Source organism: Amycolatopsis sp. WGS_07, from assembly GCF_045278895.1.
Classification (GTDB): domain Bacteria; phylum Actinomycetota; class Actinomycetes; order Mycobacteriales; family Pseudonocardiaceae; genus Amycolatopsis.
Genome location: NZ_CP136053.1, coordinates 7,924,375 through 7,946,093 on the forward strand (window position 1 = coordinate 7,924,375; position 21,719 = coordinate 7,946,093).

18 protein-coding genes are annotated in these 21,719 nt (G+C 70.2%); 8 read left to right on the plus strand and 10 right to left on the minus strand.

Annotated features, from left to right (window positions below; translation table 11 throughout):
* Positions 1-18: 18 nt before the first annotated feature.
* A complete protein-coding gene (locus tag RPX00_RS37180; RefSeq protein ID WP_406632470.1) occupies positions 19-726 on the minus strand; it encodes a crotonobetainyl-CoA--carnitine CoA-transferase in 708 nt (235 codons plus the stop codon).
* 66 nt (positions 727-792) lie between these two features.
* Between RPX00_RS37180 and RPX00_RS37185 the strand changes: the two genes are divergently transcribed.
* The gene (locus RPX00_RS37185) at positions 793-1,470 is read left to right on the plus strand and encodes a hypothetical protein (RefSeq protein WP_406632472.1); all 678 of its coding nucleotides are present in this window, start codon (positions 793-795) and stop codon (positions 1,468-1,470) included.
* Here RPX00_RS37185 and RPX00_RS37190 read toward each other — a convergent pair.
* Complete coding sequence (locus RPX00_RS37190; RefSeq protein WP_406632474.1) at positions 1,427-2,719, minus strand: ABC1 kinase family protein; 1,293 nt, start codon at positions 2,717-2,719, stop codon at positions 1,427-1,429. The genes RPX00_RS37185 and RPX00_RS37190 overlap by 44 nt on opposite strands.
* Positions 2,720-2,760: 41 nt before the next feature.
* Positions 2,761-4,467, minus strand: a complete 1,707-nt coding sequence (locus tag RPX00_RS37195; RefSeq protein ID WP_406632476.1) for an ABC transporter substrate-binding protein — start codon at positions 4,465-4,467, stop codon at positions 2,761-2,763.
* 94 nt (positions 4,468-4,561) lie between these two features.
* Here RPX00_RS37195 and RPX00_RS37200 point away from each other — a divergent pair, with 94 nt between their 5' ends.
* The gene (locus RPX00_RS37200; protein ID WP_406632478.1) at positions 4,562-5,875 is read left to right on the plus strand and encodes an aminotransferase class V-fold PLP-dependent enzyme; all 1,314 of its coding nucleotides are present in this window, start codon (positions 4,562-4,564) and stop codon (positions 5,873-5,875) included.
* Entirely contained in the window at positions 5,872-7,524 is a 1,653-nt protein-coding gene (locus RPX00_RS37205; protein ID WP_406632480.1) for an ABC transporter substrate-binding protein, read from the plus strand. Before RPX00_RS37200 ends, RPX00_RS37205 begins: the two co-directional genes overlap by 4 nt.
* A 9-nt stretch (positions 7,525-7,533) precedes the next feature.
* On the opposite strand, the gene RPX00_RS37210 is transcribed toward RPX00_RS37205, so the two are convergent.
* Together RPX00_RS37210 and RPX00_RS37215 are read right to left on the minus strand one after the other, a co-directional pair.
* Positions 7,534-8,991: a DHA2 family efflux MFS transporter permease subunit gene (locus RPX00_RS37210; RefSeq protein WP_406632482.1), complete on the minus strand. Its 1,458-nt coding sequence runs from the start codon at positions 8,989-8,991 to the stop codon at positions 7,534-7,536.
* Positions 8,988-9,431 (minus strand): SRPBCC domain-containing protein, encoded by a 444-nt coding sequence (locus RPX00_RS37215; RefSeq protein WP_406632484.1) that lies wholly within the window; start codon positions 9,429-9,431, stop codon positions 8,988-8,990. The genes RPX00_RS37210 and RPX00_RS37215 overlap by 4 nt, the downstream gene beginning before the upstream one ends.
* Positions 9,432-9,586: 155 nt before the next feature.
* On the opposite strand from RPX00_RS37215, the gene RPX00_RS37220 reads away from it, so the two are divergent.
* The 3 genes from RPX00_RS37220 to RPX00_RS37230 are packed head-to-tail and all read left to right on the plus strand — an operon-like array spanning position 9,587 to position 13,756.
* Complete coding sequence (locus RPX00_RS37220) at positions 9,587-11,323, plus strand: hypothetical protein (protein WP_406632486.1); 1,737 nt, start codon at positions 9,587-9,589, stop codon at positions 11,321-11,323.
* Positions 11,268-12,845, plus strand: coding sequence for a DUF6239 family natural product biosynthesis protein (locus tag RPX00_RS37225; protein ID WP_406632488.1), 1,578 nt, complete (start codon positions 11,268-11,270; stop codon positions 12,843-12,845). The genes RPX00_RS37220 and RPX00_RS37225 overlap by 56 nt, the downstream gene beginning before the upstream one ends.
* Positions 12,846-12,895: 50 nt before the next feature.
* Positions 12,896-13,756, plus strand: coding sequence for a class I SAM-dependent methyltransferase (locus tag RPX00_RS37230; RefSeq protein WP_406632490.1), 861 nt, complete (start codon positions 12,896-12,898; stop codon positions 13,754-13,756).
* A gap of 15 nt (positions 13,757-13,771) precedes the next feature.
* On the opposite strand, the gene RPX00_RS37235 is transcribed toward RPX00_RS37230, so the two are convergent.
* Entirely contained in the window at positions 13,772-14,602 is an 831-nt protein-coding gene (locus tag RPX00_RS37235; protein WP_406632492.1) for an ArsR/SmtB family transcription factor, read from the minus strand.
* 164 nt (positions 14,603-14,766) lie between these two features.
* On the opposite strand from RPX00_RS37235, the gene RPX00_RS37240 reads away from it, so the two are divergent.
* A complete protein-coding gene (locus tag RPX00_RS37240) occupies positions 14,767-16,719 on the plus strand; it encodes a KedN5 family methylcobalamin-dependent radical SAM C-methyltransferase (protein WP_406632494.1) in 1,953 nt (650 codons plus the stop codon).
* Here the strand turns inward: RPX00_RS37240 and RPX00_RS37245 are convergent.
* The gene (locus RPX00_RS37245; protein ID WP_406632497.1) at positions 16,709-17,908 is read right to left on the minus strand and encodes a cytochrome P450; all 1,200 of its coding nucleotides are present in this window, start codon (positions 17,906-17,908) and stop codon (positions 16,709-16,711) included. The genes RPX00_RS37240 and RPX00_RS37245 overlap by 11 nt on opposite strands.
* On the minus strand, positions 17,905-18,906 hold the full coding sequence (locus RPX00_RS37250; protein WP_406632499.1) for a methyltransferase: 1,002 nt from the start codon (positions 18,904-18,906) through the stop codon (positions 17,905-17,907). The genes RPX00_RS37245 and RPX00_RS37250 overlap by 4 nt, the downstream gene beginning before the upstream one ends.
* A gap of 117 nt (positions 18,907-19,023) precedes the next feature.
* On the opposite strand from RPX00_RS37250, the gene RPX00_RS37255 reads away from it, so the two are divergent.
* Positions 19,024-19,860 carry a methyltransferase domain-containing protein gene (locus tag RPX00_RS37255; protein WP_406632501.1) on the plus strand — a complete coding sequence of 279 codons (837 nt, stop codon included), beginning with the start codon at positions 19,024-19,026 and terminating at the stop codon, positions 19,858-19,860.
* On the opposite strand, the gene RPX00_RS37260 is transcribed toward RPX00_RS37255, so the two are convergent.
* Positions 19,835-21,088, minus strand: a complete 1,254-nt coding sequence (locus RPX00_RS37260) for a DUF885 domain-containing protein (protein ID WP_406632503.1) — start codon at positions 21,086-21,088, stop codon at positions 19,835-19,837. The genes RPX00_RS37255 and RPX00_RS37260 overlap by 26 nt on opposite strands.
* Positions 21,081-21,719, minus strand: coding sequence for a hypothetical protein (locus RPX00_RS37265; RefSeq protein WP_406632505.1), 639 nt, complete (start codon positions 21,717-21,719; stop codon positions 21,081-21,083). The genes RPX00_RS37260 and RPX00_RS37265 overlap by 8 nt, the downstream gene beginning before the upstream one ends.

A 21,719-nucleotide genomic window follows, 5' to 3' on the forward strand; every position in this document is an offset into this window, starting at 1 on the left:
CGGGTGAGCATATCTTCTTTAAGTAACTTTTTCCAGGGTGAACAAAGCCCGGAACTCCTCGACGTAGGCCTCCGGGAAGGCGAACACCTTTTGCTCCGGGTACCTGCGCCGCGCGGCGTGCGGCCCGTAGAAATACCAGCAGATCTGGGCGATCTGCTCGGTGAACAAGACCGGATGCACCGGCTCGGAGTACATGCTCAAGTGGCAGAACGACGCCCGGAACTCGCCGCGCGGCGAAAACCCGGAGCCGGACAGCACATGTCCGAACACGTCGTGCACCGCACGGAAAATATCGTTGTGGCACAGCCGCACCCCGTCCGCGACGACCCCGGACGGCTCGGCCATCGGATGCCCCGCGCGGCCCGTTCCCGGACCGTGTGCCGCGCTGGTCAGGTACACATACAGCACGCCGGTGGTGCGGACGGCGGCTCGCAACTCGGCCGAAGTGCGGTACGGCTGCCCCGGCCCTCGCCACGGCCGCACCTCGATGCCCGCCTCGGCAACGAGCTGAAAGTGCTCCCACGTCTCCCGCTGAAACCGGCGGTACCGGTCCGCGAGGGCCGCGTCGAGGTCGAACAGCGGACCCTGGTCGTAGTACGCGGCCACCCGGCGGCAGTACGCGTCGTCCCACTTCAGCGGCGCCGCGGCCGCGTCCGCGACTCGCGGGCCGGCGCGCGAGTGTCCGTCCACATGCGCCTGCGCGAGATCCGCCAGCGCGGAATCCATTCCAGTACCCCCTTGCCTAGCAATATATTATTATAGTGACATCGCGGAGCGGCGGAAGGACAGCACATGGCGACCACGGAATCGGCGTCAGCCGCGCCGATCGTGCGGACACTGCCCGCTCCCGGCTCCTATTTGTGCGGACTCACCTGGGACGGCACGCTGCTGTGGCATTCGGACCAGGAGGCCGGGACCGTCTTCGCCATCGACCCCGCCGACGGTTCCGTGCGGCGCGAACTGGCCTGTCCGCGCGCCCGGGCCGACCTCGCCTACGACGGCGTCTCCCTGCTCCAGGTTGGCGGGCGGCCAAAGCGGATCCTGCAGCTCGACCCGGACACCGGTCAGGTGCGCGGCGAGAAAGAGGTGCTGCCCGCCAGCGGCAGGCTGACCGGCATCGAGTTCGGAACGGACGGCTTGTGGATGTGCCTGCGCGGCCCAACGGTCGTTCAGCGTCGAAACTACGAGACCATGCTGGTCGAACGCGAGTTCCCGGTGGCGGGCGATTCGCCGTCCGGGCTGACCCTCCTGCCGGGCATGGTGTGCTACGGCGACTTCGAAGACGCCCTCGTCCGCGCGATCGACCCGGAGTCCGGCGAGCCGCTCGGCGCGCTGCGGGCTCCCGGCAGGCCGACCGGAATGACCTGGGACGGCCAGCACCTGTGGTACTGCGACTTCCCGGCCCGCGCGCTGGCCGCGCTCGACGTCAGCGCGCTGCTCCCCGGCCGGTCCCGAACAGACCGCGCATGAGCTGCGGCCGGGCCGCCTCCTGGAAGTCGAGATCCGGATCGAGCGCCCGGATGGTGCCCTCGATGACGAGCAGGGACAGCAAGGGAAAGATCAGCTCGGTCGCCGCGTGAATGCCGAAGCGGCGCTGCAGGTCGAACATCTCGGCGGCGAACGCGATCAGACTGAACTCCTTGGCGGGCAGGCCGTGGCTGCGCTCGACGAGGTCGGCCATCCGCTCGGTGAACCCCTGCACGTCGGCGTTTTCGCTGATCCCGGCGGCGCTTTCCAGCACGATCTTGGCCGCCTGCTCGCCGCGGCCGATCGCCATGTTCAGGAAGAACTCGGCGAACAGCCGCCGCAGCCGGTCGCTCAACTGCACGCTGAACCCGGCGTCGAGCACCACCACCTGGGAGCCGCGGGTGAAGTAGAGATTGCCCGGATGCATGTCGCAGTGCACGAATCCGTCCACGAACAGCATTTGGTACATCGCGGCCATGCCCGACGCCGCGAACCGCCTGCGCGCGGCGGCGCCGCACCCGTCCGCGGCATCCAGCACGAGCCCGGGGATGAACTCCATGACGATGCAGCGCGGACGGCACGCCTCCGGGTAGACCTTCGGCACCCACACCCGCGGCACCTCCGACAGGTTCTTGCGCAGCCGCCGCAGGCTGTCGGCCTCCCGCTCGAAATCGAGCTGGCCCAGCACCGCGTCAGCCAGGCTGCCGACCACCTCGCGCACCGGAACATTCCGGAAAACCGGGAGCCGCGCCACGATCGCCGCACCGCGCCGGATCAGCGTGAGGTCGTCGGTCATCACGCGCTCGATGCCGGGACGGCGGAGCTTGACCGCCACGTCCTGCCCGGTTCGCAGCCGCGCCCGGTAGACCGAAGCCACGCTGCCGCTCGCGACCGGCCGCGGGTCCAGTTCCGCGAAGACCTCGTCGGCCTCGCTCCCATACGCCTCCGTTAACGCGCGCGCGGTCTCGGCCTCGTCCAGCGGCGCGACCGAATCCTGCAGGACCGACAGCGCGTCGCACAGCGCGACGGGCACCACGTCCCTGCGCGTGCCGAGCACCTGGCCGGCTTTGACGAACGTTGGCCCCAGCTTGGTCAGCAACACCGTGACGCGGGCGCAGAAGTATTCGAGCGCCGCTTCCCGTCCGCGCACCGCGGCCCGGAACAGCGTCTGCACCGCCGCCGGACCGAGTACGACGGCGGTCGTCCCGAGCACCCGCACCGCACGCACCACGAGGCCAGCCCGCACCGCCATCTCAGCTCACCCCGCCAACTCAGTAGTTTCCCGGCCGCCCCTCAGTCCGGCGGATCGAGCCAGAGGTTCGCCGCGTCGAGCCAGCGGTCGATCTGCGGCATGGGCAGCGCGTTGCGCACGCGCGCGCTCGTCATGTGCGGGATCGTCGGCTCGCACGCCATCACCGGGACGATCGCGACGTCCTCCAGCACCTGGCGGTCCACCTCGTGCCACAGGCTTTCCGCGCGCGCCGGATCCGGTTCCGACAGCGCCTCCTCGATCAGCCGGTCGACCGCCGGGTTGCGGTAGTCGCCGTAGTTCGTGGTGCCCGCGGCGAAATTCGACTGGAACATCGGCTGCACGTAGGCGCGGCCGTTGTTGCCGAACCAGTCCGGGGTCCACGCCGCCGCGGCGAGGTCCCACTCCCCCGCTTCGGCCTTGGCCGGGTCCTGGAGGATCCGGTAGAAGTCGTCCGACTGGCCCACCAGCACCAGGTCCACCGTGATGCCCGCGGCCGCCAGGTCCTCCGCGTAGGACTCGGCGATCTCGGCGTGCACGGCGTCGTCGCGGTACACGGCTCTGAGCCGGAGGCCGTCCGGATAACCGGCTTCGGCGAGCAAGCGACGACTCCGCTCGGGGTCGCCCCGGTCGCCCGGCGTGGGATAGCGGTTGTAGGGGCGGTACCCGGTGTTCCCGCGCGGAATGGCCGTGTGCGCGGGCTCGGTGACGGTGCCGACGTTCATCTCGTCGAAGAACTTCACCTTGGCGGCCTTGTCGACCGCGTAGGCGATCGCCCGCCGCACGCCCAGCTTCCGCACCGCACCACCGGAGTTGGGGCTGCGCAGATTGAACACCAGGTACGGGTTCAGCGCGTAGCCGAGGTGCCGGTCCGCGTCCAGCACCCGCCGGTCCTTGCTGATCACCGGGGAACCCCACGACAGGTCGACCTCGCCCGCCTCGATCCGCCGGCGCACCTCGCGGTCGTCGACCTGCGCCATCTCGACCTCGATGCGGTCCACGTACTGGTGGCGCAACGAGTCGGTTTCCTGGCTCCAGGCGGGATTGCGGGCCATCGACAGGCACCGGCCCGGCTCGTACGCCGTGACCCGGTACGGTCCGTTCGAGCGCAGCGCGCCGGCCAGCTCCGGGCTGCCGGGCACGAACCGGTCGTACTCCGCCGGCGCGGCCGAGGCGAACATCATCGACAGGATGTTCAGCATGTCGTTGGCCGGGCGGATCAATTCGATCCGCAGGACCCGCGGGCCTTCCGCGGTGAGCCCGGAGATCTCGTGGGAGTTCTGGTACTCGGCCAGCTGCGCCGCGGCGGGGCGAGGGACGTCCGCGAACGCCGCGCGGTAGCCCTCGGCGAACTCGGCCATTCCCTTGATCGTGCTGGTGTAGTACGCGACCGCGCCGGCCCCCGCGACCGGATTGCACATCCGCTTGAACCCGCGCACGAAATCGGCGGCGGTGACCTCGCGCACCGGATCGGTGTCCCAGCACACGCCGGGGCGCAGCCGGATCACGTACGTGCGCCCGTCCTCGCTCACGCCGCCGTTGGCGGTCGTCGGCATCTCCGCCGCGACGTCCGGCACCGGCCGCAGCGCCGTCTCGTCGAGCGTGGTGGGATAGCTGAACAATTGACGGGCGAACAGCCGGATGATCTGGTGGTCGAAAGCGTAGTAGGCGCACGCCGGATCGATGTGGTCCATTCCGCCGGACCCGAAGTACCGCAGCGTGCCGCCGCGGACCGGCCTCGCGCTCTCCATACCGGACTCCCGTCAGCCGTCGACCCGACCTCTTACATTACCATCTCTTTTTAAAGTATTATTGGCGTCTCCGCATCCGACCGAGGGAGTACTCGTGAGCCAGCTCCTGGAATCCGGCCACCCGGTCACGGCGGCCCAGCTCCCGCCGCTGCGGACCGCTTCCTGGGAGGACATCCGGAAGCTCTTCGCGCTCGATCCCGCCACCATCCACCTCAACACCGGCACGGTGGGCGCGATGCCCTACGAGGTGCTCGACACCGTCGACCGGGTCACCCGGGAATGGACCGGCGGGCTGGCGGACGTCTACAAGCCCTCCGGCTACTTCGAGCACCGCGCCGCCATCGCCCGCGCGTTCGGCGTGGACATGGACGAGATGGTCATCTGCCACAACGCGACCGAGGGCGTCGCGCGCATCATCCAGGGTCTCGACCTGCGCGAGGGCGACGAGGTCGTCACCACCAGCCACGAGTGCTATTCCGTGCTGTCCAACTTCAACCTGCTCCGCAACCGCTTCGGCGTGCGGGTCAAGGTGATCACCCCGCCGACCGGGTACGACGTGCGCGCCGAAGAGATCGTCGAGCTGTTCGCGGACGCGATCACGCCGAGGACGAAGGTGCTGTCGTTCGCGGCGATCACCCTGTTCACCGGAACCCTGATGCCGATGCGCGCGCTGTGCGAACTCGCGCAGCAGCACGGATTGACCACCGTGGTCGACGGCGCGTTGCTGCCGGGCATGCTCGACTGCAACCTGCGCGAACTCGGCGTCGACTTCATGGCCTGCTCCGGTTCGAAATTCCAGTGCGGCCCGCTCGGCACCGGCCTGCTGTACCTGCGCAACAAGGTCTTCCCGGAGTACAACCCGCTCCCGCTGCCGACGTTCTGGCCGGTGATCTCGACCTGGTACCCCATCGTCGGCAGCCCTCCGCCGCGCACCACGACCTCGGTCGCCAGCGACGACACGGCGCTCTACGTCCAGGCCGCGGGCAGCGCGAGCATCGCCAGGGGCGCGGCGCTCGCCAAGGCGTGCGAGCTGTTCGACGACATCGGCCGGGCCCGGATCGAACGCCACATCATGGATCTCGCCGACTACGCACGCGGCCGGCTCGCGGAGACGTTCGGCCAGGACGCCCTGTACTCGCCGGGAGCGGACGAGCGCCTGCGGTCGCCGCTGATCGCCTTCCACCCCTTCCGCGACCGCGAATCCGCTTGGAACATCAAGAAGTTCGCGGCTTTCACCGACCGGCTGGAACAGGAGCACCGGATCTGGACCCGGTGGACCGAGTTCGACGTGCCCGGTTCCCCGCACCAGCATTACGCCGCCCGGATCACGACCCATCTGTTCAACACCCGCGCCGAGATCGACCGGGCGATCGCGGTGATGGCCCGGCTCGCGGACGAACTCTCGTGACCGGCCCCGCGACGTTGCGCCTCGTCGGACCGTCCGTTGTGGACGACCTCGATCCGGCGACCGCCCACCACGACAGCACCCGCCAGCTCACCCGGCTGTTCGCCCGCTGCCTGTTCGGCTACCGCGCCGAACCGAACCTCCGGAACTGGCAGGCGATCGCGCCGCTGCCGGACCTGGCCGTGGACATCCCGTCCACGTACAACACCGGGATGGGGGCGCGGCACGTCAACAACGTCGTCCACCTGCGTCCCGGAGTCTTCTGGGACACCACGCCGCCCCGCCCGGTCACCGCGCACGACGTGGTCCGCGGGCTGAAGAGACTCGGCAACCCCGTGCACCGGCCGGCCGCGCTGCCCTGCTTCACGAGCACGATCCGCGGTATGGCGGAGTTCTGCGCCGGGTACCGCGACGCGTTCGGCTCGGGCGAACCCACCGCGCGGGATCTCGCCGACTATCAGAACAGCCACGAGATCCCCGGCGTGTTCGTGCTGGACGACGAGAGCCTCGTGATCGAGCTGACCAGACCGGCGCTCGACTTCGCGCACATAATGGCGCTGCCGTGTGCCGCACCGGCTCCCGTGGAGTACGACGCTTACGTCCCGGGCAGCCCCGAACTGCAACGCCACCTCCGCTCCAACGGCCCGTACCGGCCGGTGGAGTTCCGGCCTGGCGAGCGCATCCGCCTCGGCCGGAATGCCTGCTGGGACCCGGAAACCGACCCGATCCGCGGCCAGGGCGTCGACACGATCGAGGTCGTGTCCGAGCCCGCCGCCCCAGCCGAGATCGAGGCCAGCATCCGGTCCGGGACCGCGGATCTGGCGTGGGACGGCGCGGCCGCCGACCCGTCGAGGACGATCGACGCCGAGCCGGGCTACGCGCTGGACCCGTACCTGGTTTTCAACCTGCGCAGCCCAAACTCCGGCGGCGCGATCCGCGAGCTGGGCGTGCGGTCCGCCATCGCGTGCGCCATCGACAAGACCGCTGTGCTGGCGATTCACGACGAGTACAGCCCCGGCACCACCGCGCTCATCGCGGACCGGGTCCTGCCTCCTGCCGAGGGCGCTCACCAGGACACGCCGGGGATGCCAGGTGCCGACGCCGAAAAGGGCCGCGCCGAGCGCCTGACCCTGCGCGGCGTCCACTCCGACGATCCGCTGTCGAAGGCGATCGCCCGCTCTTGCGCACACGATCTCGCCACCGTGGGCATCACCGTCGAGTGGGCTGCCTTGCCGAACCACGATTATCACCGCCTGCTCGGCGACCCGGAGCAGGCCCGCGCCGGCCGCTGGGACCTCGCGCTCGCGTCTCGCGCTCCCGCGTGGCCCGGTGCCGACGGTCGCGTCTTCTTGCAGACCATGTTCGAGACCAACGACTCGCCCGGCACCGGGAACCACGGTCTGTACAGCCAACCCGCCTTCGACCGCCTTGTGGACCAGGCGCTCAGCGCGGTCGCGGAACCGGCGCGCGCACGGGAGTACTGGGAGGCCGCCGAGCGCCGGGTGCTCGCGGACGTCGCGGTCGTCCCGCTGCTGTTCCGGAAGCCGCGTTCGCCGCAACTGCACGCGGCCAGGGTGCAGCCGGACGGCGTCCTGCCCGCCGCCGGCTACACCCTCGACCTTTCGCTGGTACGCCTCGCACCTTCCCAGTGACCCGAGGGATCACGACTGCTGGGCGGTTTCCGGTGCTTCCTCGACGGTCTTCGGCGCTGTCGGCCGACCCGGCAGCCCGAGGCTGCACACCGCACCGACCGCGGCGAGGCCGCACATCCACCAGAACGCGGTGCCGAACGTGTCCGAGACGCCCGTCTCGCTGCCCGTCACCTTCCCGTGCTGCACCACCAACGCCACGACCGCGACCGTCAGCGAGGCGCCGATCTGGTTGATCACGAACAGCGAGCCGGTCGCGCTCGACACCGATTTCGGCGGCACCGAACGGAAAATCGAGGCCACCGTGGGCGCCCCGACCAGACCGAACCCGATCCCGAAGACGAACAGGCACGCGGCCAGCCACGCCTCGTTCGTCGTCGTTCCCGCCTGGGTGTAGACGGCGATGCAGGCGACCACCAGCACCCCGCCGAGCGGGACCAGCCTGTTCGCGCCCACCTTTTCGGACAGTTTCGCCGCGACCGGCATGCACAGCAGCGTGCCCAGCCCGAGCGGGACCAGCAGCAGCCCGGTCTCGACCAGACCGTGCTGGCGCACCTGCTGGTAGTACAGCGGGATCAGGAACAACGCGCCGAACAACGCGCCGCCGGCCAGGAAGATCACCACGACGCTGGCGGCGAACCCGCGGCTGGCGAACAGCCGGACGTCGATCAACGGATTCTCGGCGCGCAGCGCATGCACCACGTACCCGCCGATGAGCAGAACGCCGAGGACCAGACCGACCACGACCGGCGCCGCGCCGAACCCGCCGCCCGCGGCTTGCGCCAGGCCGTACTCGACCGCCGCGAACCCCGGGCACAGCAACGCGATGCCCACGACGTCGACCGGACGCCGGTCCGCCTCCGGATGCCCGGCCGGCACCAGCGGCAGCGCCAGCAGGAACGCGGCGAGCCCGAGCGGCAGGTTGACCAGGAACAGCCACTGCCAGCTGAGATACTGCAGGAGCAGGCCGCCGACGATCGGCCCGAGCACCGGACCCAGGTTCATCACCAGCGCGAGCAGCCCGACCAGCTTGCCCGCCCGCTGCTGTCCCGCCTCCCGGCCGAGCACCGTCATCATGACCGGCTCCAGCATCCCGCCGCCGAACCCTTGCAGCACCCGGAAACCGATCAGGGCACCGGGCGACCACGCGAACGCGCACAGCGCGGATCCGCCCAGGAACAGCCCGAGCGCCAGCAGCCACACCGCCTTCCCGCCGAAGCGGTCCACGGCCCAGCCCGCGACCGGCGCCGCCACCGACACGGCGAGCAGATAGCCGGTGGTGACCCATTCGATCGTGGTGAGCGCGACCTCGAAGTGACCGGCGAGGCTGTTCATGCCGACGTTGACGATGGTCGCGTCGACCATCGGCATGAACCCGCCGAGCAGCATGACCAGGGCGAGCCGGATCAGCGGGCCGCCGAGGCGCGTACCGTCCGCCTCCGTCCGCGCCACGCCTGTCCCGTCGCTCACGCGACCGGGTGCTCCGCGCGCTCGCGCAGCGCGTTGAGCTGGTAGTTCCACCCTTCGATGTTGCCCTGCAGCGACTCGAGGCGGCGGGCCTCCTCGCTGTCCAGCGTGGCGAACCCGCTCTCCACGACGCGAACGCGGGTGTGCTCGCGTTCGGGCAGCACGGTGAACTCGATCAGCGTGGAGTTCCCGTCGCGCGGCTCCTCGCCGGGAAAGGTGCTGGCCCACCGGTACGAGACCTCGGTTTCCGGCTGTACGCGCTCGACGCGCACGGGGAACGGCCCCCGCTCCTCGTGCTTCGGCACGGCCAGTGCGCCCGGTTTCAGCTCGAACTCCGCGTCCGGCAGGTCCGCAACCCAGAAACCCGGCCGCGCCACCAGCGACCAGACCCGCTCCGGCGGAGCCTCGACCACGATTTCGCGTTCGATCCGGTTGTTGTCCATTGTGGATGCCTTCCGTGTGTCGGGACTCCAGCGTGGCACACGTCCGGCAATTCACGCAACCTCCAGGTTGCCTATTCCCTGATGACTGCGTCTTGCCTGCGGGCGGTCATCTCCCTATATTTATTTGAAGCCTTTCGTCGGCATGCTTCACCGGGATGGGGGACCCTGTGTTCACACCAGGTCGACGTTTTCGTCCTTTCGCGGCGGCCGTTTGCGCCATCGCCACCACCGCTGCCTTCCTGACCGGCCCCGGCACTTCGGACGCGGGTGCGGTCACCGTTTCCTCGTCGAGCGTCAAGGCGAGCGACGGCCGGGTCTTCAGCGTCACGAACCACCGACGAACCACCGCGGCGGGCCATCGCCGCCACGAGTACCTGCTGGCGTGGGCGGGAGACGAGGCATCGCAGGCCGGGCCCGCCGATCCGGATTTCGTCGCGGTCATCGACGTCACCGCGGGTACGCCGTCCTACGGCAAGGTCGTGAACACCGCGACCTTCAGTCCGCAGAGCGCGAACGAGCCGCACCACATGCAGTACCTCTGGCACAAAGGACAGCGCGTGTACGCCGGGGGCCTGGTGTCGGACACCGTCTTCGTGCTCGACGTGAGCCGCCTTCCCGAACTGAGGCTCACCGGGGTGGCACTGCCCTCGGACACCCCGTGCGGGTCGGCACCGGACGCGTTCGCCGTCCTCGCCGACGGCACCGCGTACGGCTCCTTCCTCGGCGGCCCCAACACGGCCGGGCCGTGCACCTACACCGACGGCGAAGTCCGGTACGGCAACGGTTTTGCCGGCTCGCCGGGAGAAATCGCCCGCATCTCCCCCGACGGCGCGGTGCTGGCTGAGGCCCCGTCGGCGACCGCGACTGCCGAGGATCCGCAGGTGTGCCACAACGTTCCGGCCTTGCCGCAGCCCACCTGCGCCAACCCGCACGGCATCGGCGTCCGGCAGGATCTCGGGACCTTGGTGAGCAGCGACTTCGTCGAGGTCCGGAACATCATCCTGCCCGCGAACACCGCCGATCCCTACGTCACCCGCGACACCGTGCGCACCTACGACATCCGCGATCCGCAGCGGCCGAAGCTCAAAACGGTTTCTCATCTGCCTGCCGGACCGCGCGGCGATCAACCGCCCTACGACGAGCCGCGCGGCGTGATGGAAGCGGCGGTCACGAACGAGCCGGCGCACCGGGGAGCGTTCGCCTCGACGCTCAACGGCGGCGTCTACTACACCCCCGACATCACAGCAGCGAACCCGGTGTGGCGCTTGGTCTTCGACGACGAAACCGCGTTCAAAACCATTTACCCCACCGCGACGCCGACGAGCACATTCGACGCGGGCGGCTGGCTCGCGACCAGCCCGGACGACCGCTATCTGTTCCACACCGTCATGTTCGGCGGGGTCAACTCCCCCGCCGCCACCGCGAAGTCCGGCATGCTCTACGTACTGGACATTCGCCGTTTGGTGGAAGGCAGGCATCCGGGCTGCTCGGTCGACACCCTGGCCGAGATCTCCGCGGGCGGGGCCGAGCCGGACTGCCCGGCAGTGGCCGGGGCGATGCCGATCGTGGACGACACCAGCGGCGGCCCGCATTGGGGGACGCTGGACCACTTCGCGCCGGGGCGCGACGGGTGGTATCGGGAGACCCCGCGGATCAGCAGGGTCGCCACCTCGAACTACTTCGTGGCGGCGACCGGTTTCGACGGGAACCACCGGGTGTGCCTGGCGAACGTGGCTCCGTCCGGCGCCGTGTCGCCGGACAGTTCGTTCCGCGACGAGGTCACGCACCAGCCGTGCGTCGACTTCAACCGTGCGGTCTGGCCGCACGGCGCGACCGGTGCGGCCAGACCGCACGGGGTGCTGTTCGCGATCGCGGACGCGGACCTCCGCTGAGACCGGGCTGAGCTTGCTCCCTTTCGCCGCACAGGCCCATGACCACCCCGGGGTTCCCGCGTCCGCCGGAGCGGCACCGGTGGCGGCCGGAGTCCTGCTCTTCGTCTGCGCCCCCGCCCTGATCGGCTTCGCACTGCTGAGGCCGTTCCTGCCGATGTCCGAGCGCTGGGTTGGCCCGGGCCTCGCCGCCGCGGCGCTCGGCGTTGCGGCGGGCGAGTTCTGGATCCAGCCGCCGGACCCGCTCCTGCTCGCTGCCGACGTCGTGCTCGCTGCCACGGCACTGGTGGCCGGGCACCGGGCAGCCGCGAGGCGCGCGGCGGCGCCGGTGACCGTGGCCGCCGCGATCGTTGCCGCGGGTTTGCTGTTCACCGCACTGGTTTCCGGCGCGGCTTTCCCGCTCGGTGCCGGACTCGCGACCGGCGCGGTTTCTCTCGCCTGGTTCGCGCGCTGGCACCCAACGCGCCCGCGTGCCAGTTGGGTCTTGCAGGCCCAAGCGGTGCTGCTGGCGCTTGTCATGCTCGCCGGGCTCGCGCGGGCAGTCATCGGGCCAGCCGGTCCTACACCCGGCGTCCCGGCCGTCATCGCCTCCGGGACAGAGCGCGTTCTAGTAGTCCCGCAACGACCTGGCTGGAATCTGGTCCAGGCCACCGACGGCGTCGCCATGATCGGAGCCGACCCGCGTTCGCTGCGCCCCGCCGAACCGCGGCCGGGCACCGGTGGCGTCTGGGCCGAGATCCAGCTGCCTGCTGGAGCGAGCACCCTGTGGCTGCAGCGCGACGGGCGGCTGGTCGCGATGCCGGTCGACACCGGCCGAGCTGTCTCGGATCCCCCGCCCGAGGGGCTCGCCGGACCGGACGGGCCCGAATGCGCGCTCGGCATCGCCGGTGCCGTCCTGGCCGGCCGGTCGAGCTGGCCGTGTCCCTCGGTTTCGCTCGCCGGTCCGGACGCCGCGGCGCTGCGCGCGACCATCGCGTTCGTGGCCAGGCGCGGCGACAAACAGCTCCTGCTCGACTCGGACGACTCGCCACGTTCGGCCGCGGCGGCCCGGGTGGTACGGGAAAGCGCCGCCGCAGCGGGCATCGCCGTCTCCGTCGCCGCGGATGCGGGCTCCGCGCGGTTGCCCGTCGCCGCGGTCGGAGGCTGGGCCGGTTCGCGGACTCTTCTCGAGAAAGTCGCGCGCGGCCGGGTCCCCGCACAGGGCGTCTATCTCGCGCCCTGGCTGGTTTCCCGGCCCTTGCTGGCGATTCCGGCCGGTCAGTTGTTCGTGCTCCCCTACGACCCCGGTGGCGCCGAGCCGCGCCGCTACGCCGCCGCGGTGGCCGACGCCATGCCCTCGGCCACGCCGTGCGCCACCGGGTACGCGGCATGGCTCGGCCGCCAGCCCAGCGCATCCGCGTTCCGGGTGTATGCCGCGTCGACTGTCGACCTGGCGGCGGCCAGCGGCTGGGCGCACACCCATGCCGACGCCGGCGGCTGGTTCCCCGGCGGCGCCGTCGTCGCCATTTCCTCGGCACCCGGGTGACTTCATTAAAGTATGGTGTACTCCGCTCCTCGACCCGAAGGGAACGCGTCATGGCCGCACCGGGGTTCGACATCGTGAAGTTCAAAAACGCTCAGCGATCGCTCTGGGACACGGTCACGGACAAGTGGAGCGCGCTGCCGCCCGAATTCGCCAAGGGCGCGGAGGAGCTGAGCGACAAGCTGTTCGGATTCGGCGACGTCCGGGCCGGGCACCGGGTGCTCGATCTCGCGTGCGGGGCCGGGGATCTCGCGCTGGCCGCCGCCGACCGCGCCGGGCCGGACGGGCGGGTGCTCGGCATCGACCTCGCTCCCGGCATGGTCGCCGCCGCGCGGAAGCGGGCAGGCGATCGCACCGGGATCGAGTTCGCCGAGGCCGACCTCGACGCACTCGACCTGCCGCCAGCCTCGTTCGACGTGGCCTTGAGCCGCTGGGGTCTGATGTTCTCGGCGGAACCGGAGAAGCTGTTTCGTTCGCTGCACGAACTCCTCTCCCCTGGCGGTGTGCTGGCCGCCGCGGTCTGGGGGCCGGAGGAGTCCGCGCCGATGATGGCGCTCGGCGCCGCCGTGTTCACCACGAAGCTCGGCCTGGTCGCCCCGCCGCCCGGCGCGCCGGGTCCGTTCGCGATGTCGGATGCCGGCCAGGTGCGCGAGCAGCTCGCCGCGGCCGGGTTCGGCTCCGTTTCCGTGTCCGAAATCGTCGTGCGATTCCAGCTCTCCTCAGCACGCCGTTACGCCGAGTTCACCCGCGACATCACGCCGCCGCCGATGCTCGGCATGATTCGCGAGACGTTCGGCGACGAGAACGCGCCGGAGATCTGGGACGCCGTGGCCGAAGCCGCGGAGCCTTACGCGGACGCGGACGGCACCGTCACCATGCCGAGCACCAACCTGCTCATCCGCGCCACGCGATAAGACCGCCGCACGCCCTCACCCCTCGCGCACCGCGGCCTCGATCGTCCGGCTGTCGGCGGGCAGCGACAGCGTGTCGCCGGTCTCCAGCAGGGTCTTGAGGTTCGAGACGATCTCCGGCCAGCCCTTGCTGACCCCTTCGTACATCGCGGTCCGGCCTTCGAAGCCGTCGTGCGTCACGGTCAGCCGCACGGCGGAGCCGACCGGTTCGAGGTCGAAGGTGACCTGCGTGATCGCTTCGCGCCGCCGTTCCGCGAGCGTCGCTTCGGACCAGCCGAACGCTTCGGCCGACTCCGGCGGATAGTTGTGCCAGGTGTAGGCGAGCCTGCGGCACGGCTCGGCCACGAGCACCCGCTGCCCGAGGTCCACCGGCTCCCCGCCCGGCGCGGTCCGCCACCGCACCGGCGCGCCCTCGGTCCACGACGATTCGGGACCGCCCTGGAAGTACCGGGCGATGAAGGCGGGAGTCGTCAACGCCTGCCACAGCTGTTCCGGAGTGGTCTCGATGTAGGTGACGTAGACGAACGGGTCCTGCGGCATGCGGTTTCCTTCCAGCGCGCGTTTGAGGTCGGACAGCAGACCGGCCCGCTCCCGGTCGTACCGGTCGATCCAGCGCTCGGCGATGTCGTTGATCGGGGCGACGTTGAGGTAGTGCAGCTTCTCGCGGCCCCGGCGCGCGGTCGTCACGAGGTTCGTTTCCTGCAGCACCAGCAGGTGCTTGGTGACCGCCTGCCTGCTCATCCCGAGGCCGTCGCACAGTTCGCGGAGGTTCTGCCCGTTCCGGTGGTTCAGGCGGTCGAGCAGGCGCCGCCTGCTCGGATCCGCGAGCGCCCTGAAGACGTCGTCCATCTCGTTACCCGCCGGGCAAGGGTGCAGTCACGCATCCGACATTAGGCAGCCCGCAGGGTGCCAGTCAAGGCGGCGCGGCCGGGCACCCGCTTGACACTCCCCCTGATCACTATATGATTTTTAAGTCTTATTCCTGTGGTCGAGCCTCCGGGGGTGAGCCAACTGTGGCGGACGGCGGTCTCCTCTCCGTCCAGATCGTGCAGCAAGGGATCTGGGACCTGCCGCTGGAATCCATGCCGCTGGCGGCGGGGTACCTGAAAGCCGCGGCGCTGGCCGACCCCCGCGTCCGCGAGCACGCCGAGATCCGGATCCGGAACTTCCGCGGCGGGGACAACCTGATCAGGATGGCCGAGGAGCTGTTCTCCGGGCAGCCGCCGGACGTTCTCGCGTTTTCGGTGCTGGGCTGGAACTTCCGCGAGTTCGGCGCGCTCGCCGAAACCTTCAAGCAGGTCAACCCGGAGGGCTGGGTCGTTTTCGGCGGCACGCACGTCGCCAACCAGGCCGCGCGGGTCTTCCGCCGGTGTCCCGAGGTCGACGTCGTGGTCAATGGCGAGGGCGAGTTCGTGTTCCGCGATCTGGTGAACGCCGTGCTCGACGGGGCCTCCCGGCACGACCTCGCCGGCATCCCCGGGATCAGCTACGTCCGGCCCGACGGAACGCACCACACCACCGAGCCCCGGGACCGCATCGACGACCTCGACGTCATCCCTTCCCCCGTCCTCACCGGGGCGATCGACCTGCTGGACGCGGACGGCAAGTTCCGCTACGACGTCGCGCTGATGGAGACCAACCGCGGCTGCCCCTACAAATGCTCGTTCTGCTACTGGGGCGGCGCCGTCGGCCAGCGCGTCCGCGCGTTCTCCCGCGAGCGGCTCCGGGCCGAACTCGAGGTCTTCGCCCGGCACCAGGTGCACACGATCGTCCTGTGCGACGCCAACTTCGGCATGCTCCCGATCGACCGTGAGTTCGTCGACGACGTCATCGACGTCCGCAACCGGTACGGCTATCCGCAGGCGCTCGACACGTCGTGGGCGAAGAACAAGTCCGCGGTGTTCTACGACATCGTGCGGAAGATGAAGGCGGCCGGGCTGCGCAGCTCGTTCACCCTCGCGCTGCAGAGCCTCAACGACGACGCGCTGCGCACCATGGAGCGGCGCAACATGAAGGTCAACGACTGGGAGGACTTGACCGTCTGGCTGGACCAGGAAGGACTCGACTGTTACGCCGAGCTGATCTGGGGCGCGCCGGGCGAGACCGTCCAGTCCTTCATGGAGGGTTACGACCGGCTCTCCCGGCACGTCTCGCGGATCGCGGTCTACCCGCTGCACCTGCTGCCGAACACCGGCTATCTGGAGAAGAAGAGCGAGTACGGGATCGTCACGATCCGCGGCGACCACGACGACTTCGAGTACATCCTGTCGCACCAGACCATGACGCTGGAGGAGAACCGGACGGTCAAACGGTTCCTCTTCTGGACCCGGGTGATGGCCGAGAACGCGGTGTTCCGGCAGGTGTGGGTCGGGCTGCGGGAACTCACGTCGCTCACCCAGTCCCAGGTCCTGCGCCGGCTCGACTCGTGGATCGCCGAGACCGACGACCCCGCCGCCGCGCCGCTGCGCGCGTGCGTCGACAAGGCCTCGACCGACGACACCGGCTACGGCGACGCGACCGGCTACCTGTGCGGGGACAACGCGGCCGCGCGGCTGCTCGTCCGGTGGTGGCGGGAGTCGATCGAACCGCTGCTGCCCGCCGACCGCGCACACCTGCTGAGCGAGATCCTCCGCTACGACCTGGCGACCCTGCCGTTCTACCGGCACCCGGGCGCGCTGGAGGAGCCGGAGCGGCTGCCTCGCAGGAGCTTGCCCAGCGGCGAGTACTACGTGCGCGAGCACGTCGCGTTCGACTACGACATCCCGGCGCTCGTCGCGGGGCTGCGCGCCGGCGAGCCCGTGGACACCCGGCCGCGCCCCGCCGTCTTCGACCTCTGCTACCGGGCCGGAGCGGAGAATTTCGTCGGTTCGACGAACCACGAGCAGTTCCTGTACTTCGTCGGCGTGCCGGAAAGCGAGATCGTCCAGGCCGTGCCCTTGTCCGGTGACGGCGCGGCTACCACGTGACCGGCAGCTCGTAGACTCCGAACAGCGTCGAATCGTGTTTCAACGGCAGCTCCGCCAGCGGTTTCGCGAGTTTCAGCGACGGCATCCGGCGCAGCAGCGTGCCCAGCGCGATCTCCAGCTCGGCTCTCGCCAGCCCTTGCCCGATGCACTGGTGCGTCCCGTAGCCGAAGGCGAGGTGGCTGGGCTTGGTCCGTTCGATGTCCAGTTTCGCCGGGCAGTCGAACGCGTCCGGATCGTGGTTGGCGGCCTGGCACAATCCGATCACACCCTCCCCCGCCGGGATGCGGACGCCGCCGATCTCGACGTCCGCGGTCGTGGCGCGGATGGTCGCCAGCTCGGCGACGGTGAACAGGCGCAGCAGTTCTTCGATCGCCCCGGGCAGGAGCCTCGGGTCGCGGCGGAGCTTCTCCAGTTCCGCCGGGTGCTCCAGAAGCGCGGCGGTGCCGAGCGCGATCATGTTCGCGGTGGTCTCGAACCCGCCGAGCAGCAGCACGAACGCCAGCGAGACCAGCCCGTCGTGGTCGGCCTCCCCCTCCGCGCGCTGTCGCAGCACCTGCCTGCCGAGCAGATCGTTGCCGGGCTCCCGTTCCTTCGCCGCGACCAGATCGTCCAAATAGGACCGAAGCGCGTCGAAGACGGCCTGGCGGTCCGGGCCCGGAGTGAGCCGTCCGGTCCACTTCGCCGAATGCGACTGGAAGAATTCATGGTCGCGGTAGGGCACGCCGAGCACCTCGCAGATCACCAGCGACGGCACCGGAAGGGCGAACCCGCGGACCAGATCCGCCGGTCGCGGGCCTTCGGCCAGCGCGTCGAGGCAGGTGTCGGCGAACTCCTGGATCTTCGGCCGCAGCCGCCGCACCCGCCCGGTGGAAAACTCCCCCAGCACCGCCCGGCGGGCCCGGCTGTGCGCGGCGCCCTCCATGCCCACCAGCGAGGGGTTGAGGTTGATGGTCAGCCCGGAATAGTCGACCAGCACCGGGAATCCCGGCGTGGCGGGGTCGGAGCTGAAGCGCGCGTCGCCCAGCATGGCGCGGACGTCCTGATAGCGGGTGAGCACCCAGGCGGAAGCGCCCGACCACAGCTCGACCCGGGAAACCGGGGCACGCTCGCGCAGCCCGGCGTACTCGGGCGGCGGCGCGAACGGGTCCGGCCGCCGCATCGGGAACGCGGGAAGCCGGTCCGCGCTCATCGGGCCACCCCCTCGGCGATCGACATCACCGAAGCGGTCGGCACGACCCGGTTCAGCCGCAGCCCCGCGGCGTCGAACAGGGCCGCCAGTTCGGCCGCGGTCCGTTCGCCGCCGACCCGGTTGGCCAGCATCATGAAGTCCATCGCCTTGCTCAGGTGGGGCTCGTTTCCTTCCGGGATGATCGCGTCGATCACCAGCACCCGGCCTTCCGGCCGCAGCGAACGCCGGCACGTGCTGAGCAGCCGGACGCTGTCCTCGTCGCCCAGGGCGTGCAGATTCCGTTTGACCACGTACACGTCGGCGGCGGGCACCTCGACGAAGAAGTCTCCGGACACCGTCTCCCAGCGGCCCGCGACGTCCGCTTCGTCCAGCCGATGCCTCGCCAGCATGTCGTCCCGGTCGAAAAGCACCCCGCGCACTCCGGGATGCGCGCGCAGCACCGCGAGCAGGAAGCCGCCGAACCGGCCGCCGACGTCGACCACGACCGCGTCCGGCGGGAACTCGTAACTCCGCGCCACCACGGGATTCTCCGCGTCGGAGACCGCTTCGATGCCGTCGTAGAACAGCGCTTCGGTCGCCGGGTGGGCAGCGAAGTACTCGTCGAGCCCGATGCCGAAGATCTGGTCGAACGACGTCCGCGGATCCCGCACCGCGGCACCCACTCCATGCGTCACTTTCCAGAACATCGGATCGGTGAACATCAGGATTCCGGCCGTGGCCGGGAATTCCGCGTCCGAGCGCAGGGCCTCGCCCAGTTCGGTCAGTGCGAACTGGCGCTCGCCCGCTTCGCGGACGACACCGCGGCCGGCCAGCAGCCGCAGCACCCGGTACAGGCCGCCGGGATCGGTTCCGGTCTCCTTCGCCAATTCGCCGACCGGGCGCGGGCCCGTCCCCATCCGGTCGGCCACGCCGACCGACGCGACCACCCGGAGCGCGGCGGCGTAGGTGAAGCTCATCGCTTCTTCGAAGAGCGGGATTGCGGATCGTTCAGCGCTCATCGGCACTCCAGTGCGAAAACCTCGGCCCGAGCCCGTCCATTTCGGACGGAATACCAGCACTAAATGCTATAGTATCATATAGTGAGTTTACACCGTTTCGGACGCGAAGGGATCGCCGTGCCCGCACCGTACGTTCCCGCCAAAGAGGAAGTCGCGCAGTTCTACGACCAGGCCATCCCGATGATCACCCGGCTGGTCGGGGTCAACGTCCACGTCGGCTACTGGGATTCGCCCGAGGACACCAGTTCGGTGCAGGAGGCCACCGACCGGCTCACCGACCTGATGACGGCACGGCTGCGGCTCTCGCCCGGCCAGCGCGTGCTGGACGTCGGCTGCGGGCTGGGCGCTCCCGCGCTCCGGCTCGCAGCCGCGACCGGCGCGCACGTCGTCGGCATCGCCACCAGCCCGAACCTGGTCAAAGCGGCCACCGCGGCCGCCGAGGACGCCGGGCTCGACGGCCAGGTGCGCTTCGAGGTCGCGGACGCGGCGGAACTGCCTTACCCGCCTTCGGCGTTCGACGCGGTGCTGGCGATCGAATCGCTGGTGCACATGAGCGACCGGCCCAAGGTGTTCTCCGAGATCGCGCGAGTCCTGCGGCCTGGCGGGCGGCTCTCGCTGACCGATTGCGTCGAGAAGGTCGCCCCGACCGAAAGCGAGCGGGCGATCGTCGAGTCCTACCGCAGGTTCGCGCTCAACAGCCCGCTTCTGCGGCTCGGCGAGTATCTCGACCTGCTGAGCGAATCCGGCCTGTTGCCGTTGGAATACCTCGACATCACCGCCGAGACGGCCCGGCATCAAGTGCACATGATGGCGCAGGTAGAACGGCAGAGCGCGGAGCTGACCGAGCTGTACGGCCCGGAGATGGTGGCGGCCTACAAAGCGGTGTTCGAGGGAGTGCTCGAGGCCGGTGTGCCGGTCTACATGCTGGTCACCGCCGAGCGGGCGAAGGACTGACCGGAGCGCGCTCGGCCGCTTCCGCGGTCAGCCGGGACGGCGGCACCGCCTCGTCGAGCAGGACCTGGAACCGTTCGGCCAGCGTGACTTCCGGCGGCCGGGCGGCCAGCCACGCCGCGACCAGCCGCGCGCCCTCCGGGTACGTGACGGAGTAGGCGCGCCAGAGCGGATCCGCCACGAACCGGGCCAGCCGCGCCGCACGATCCGCGGGCAGCAGCAGCCAGCGTTCGAGATAGCCGGTCACCTGGTCCGGATCGGCGCCGCGGTCGTGCAGCAGGACGGCGGCGTCCTGGCGCACTGGCATCAACTGCCGGACCAGGTCCACCACCGCCTCGACGAGCGCGCCGTCGGTCGTGATCCGTTCCGCCGCGAGGAGTTCCGCGGTCCACTCTCCCCATCCGGTCCCGAGCAGCACGCGCGCTCCGAGTTCGGCGGTTCCTTCCGCCACCAGGCACTGCGGAGTGTTCACCACCGCGACGGTGTGTTCGTCGTGGCCGAGCTGGTCCACCAGCACCGCTTCCTTGCGGCAGTGTTCGGTGTGGTGCCCTGGATACGACTCGTGCGCGGGAATCAGCGGCAGCGCCGCGATCGTGCCGCCCGCTTCGGCGTCGAGCGCGACCGTGGACCGGAAGCCGCCCAGGTACCGGTTGAACGCGTTCCACGGCTTGTCGTGGACGATCTCGTACTCGACCCGTTCCCCGGCGGGCAGGCCGAACATCGGCGCCGCCCGCGCGCGAAGCTGGTCCGAAACCGCTCGCACGGCGCGGCCGAACCGGTCCGGCGGCACGAGATTGCGCGCGTAGAACTCCTCGATCCGCTGGCGGAGTCCGCCGGAGCCGGGCAGCAGCCGCGAAATCGCCCGGTGCACGTCGGCGTACCGGTCCGGGTCGCCGGGTTCCGGGTCCACCCCGAAACAGGTCCGCACCTCGTCCCGGAACGGGATCGGCTCGCCGGCCAGCCGCCGCGCCGTGCACGCCATCGCCGCGAGTTGCGCGTCGAGAAAGCCTTGCCGGGACTGCGGAAGGTCGGTGTCCGGCAGCCTTGACCGCAGCCGGTCCGCCCGCGCGGCGAGGTCGGCCGGATTCACCGGGCCCTCCGCTGTTGCCTGGTCGGACAGGCGCGGATCGCCGTACCAGCAATCGACGAACCCGTCGGCCAGTTCGCCGAGGCTCAGCGCGATGAGCAGGTATTCGCGGACGGCCTCGTGGTACTGCGCGGCTTCACGCATTGCTGATGCCCGGCAGTTCGATCGCCCGCAGCTGCAGCGTCGTGTGGTCGCAGTACCAGATCCGGCTGCCGTCCCAGGTCAGTCCGGTCGGGTTGCCCGGCGCGTCGTACCGGCCGACCTCGCGGCGGGTGGCGAGATCTACCAGGTTGATGGTGCCGCCCCGGTAGTCGGCGTAGGCGAGGAAGTCGTCCGTCACGGTGACGCCGGCCGGCGGGTGGCGGACCGGGATGGTGTCGATCAGCGACAGATCCTCCGCGTTGCGCAGATCGATGATCCGGCGGTCCTCGTAGCCGAACCAGACTCCGTGCTGGGTCGCTTCCAGCCCGCACAGCAGGCCGCCCGGACGCGGGTTCCGCAGCTCGGTCACCACCGAGCCGTCGGCAGGGTCGAGCACCCGCAGCGCCCGCGCTTCCCCGGCCACCTGGACCAGGTGGCCGGACATGGTGGTCAGGTCGGTGCGCACGCCGGGACAGGCGAGGTGCTGCCCGGCCTCGCCGGTGACCGGGTCCACCGAGGTGATCCGGTTCAGCACGCCTTCGGAGAACCAGAGCACCTCGCCGGACCAGGTGAGCCCGCACAGTTTCAGCGCCCGCACCGGAAGGTCGCGGACCGTGCCGACGGCGAACGGCAT